Origin of the sequence: Mesorhizobium sp. M7A.F.Ca.CA.002.05.1.1 (genome assembly GCF_003998335.1) — a bacterium.
GTDB lineage: Bacteria > Pseudomonadota > Alphaproteobacteria > Rhizobiales > Rhizobiaceae > Mesorhizobium.
This window is the reverse complement of record NZ_RZQI01001423.1, coordinates 1-898: the sequence shown is the minus strand read 5'-3', so window position 1 is coordinate 898 and position 898 is coordinate 1. Positions and strand designations below refer to the sequence as shown.

The following is an 898-nucleotide window of genomic DNA, read 5'->3' as shown; positions in this document are numbered from 1 at the left end:
GCCCGGCAATCGCTCCAGCCTGGTCTGGGTGGTCAAGCCCGAGACCGCGACCGACCTCGCCGCACTGGACGATACGACGCTTTCTCAGCGGGTTGAACAGCAGATGCAGTCGATGCTGGGCCGGGTGACGGTCGAGCCGGGCCGGCAGATCTATCCGCTTTCGGCGGTGACGCCACTGCGTTTCGCCCGAGATCGGGTGGCGCTGGTCGGCGAAGCCGCCCATGTGTTTCCGCCGATTGGTGCGCAAGGCCTCAATCTCGGCATCAGGGACGTCGACGATCTGGTTGGAATCGCTTGTGAAAATCGAGCGGACCCGGGTGCAGCCAAGGCGCTTGCGGCTTACGATTTCAAGCGCCGCCCCGATATTCTGGCGCGTAGCGGTGCGGTCAACCTGCTCAACATGTCGCTGCTTTCCGACATGCTGCCGGCCCAGATGGCCCGCGTGGCCGGGCTCGGCGTGCTCGGTGGCTTCGCGCCGCTTCGGGCTTTTTTCATGCGCGAGGGGCTTCGTCCAGGCAGCGGTTTTGCCGCGCTTGCCGGCGGGTTAGGGAAACAGGTCCGGCGCTAGGATATCGTGCCGGATCAGGTAGAGCAGCCCGGTGACAGTCACGACCGACAGGCAGGTTGTGATCAGCACACTGGCCGACACGCGCTGTACCCAGACGCCATACTGCTGGGCGATGACGAAGACGTTGGTGGCGGTCGGCAACGCCGCCAGAAGCACCGCCGAGAAGACCCATGTCTCAGAGAAATTGCCGATCCAGCTCAACACGACATAGCAGAGCAAAGGGTGCAGGATCAGTTTCAGTGCCGCAATCGGAACCATCTCGTGCGGGACGCGATTGAGCGGCCTGAGCGCCAGCGTGACGCCCATGGCAAACAGCGCGCAAGGTGCGGC

2 protein-coding genes are annotated in these 898 nt (G+C 64.1%); one reads left to right on the top strand and one right to left on the bottom strand.

Annotated elements, in window-relative coordinates:
- The coding region (locus tag EN939_RS36060) for an FAD-dependent monooxygenase (protein WP_206528453.1) at window positions 1–568 on the top strand (568 nt) is incomplete at its 5' end.
- Here EN939_RS36060 and EN939_RS36055 read toward each other — a convergent pair.
- On the bottom strand, window positions 545–898 hold a 354-nt coding region (locus EN939_RS36055; protein WP_206528452.1), incomplete at its 5' end, for an AEC family transporter. The genes EN939_RS36060 and EN939_RS36055 overlap by 24 nt on opposite strands.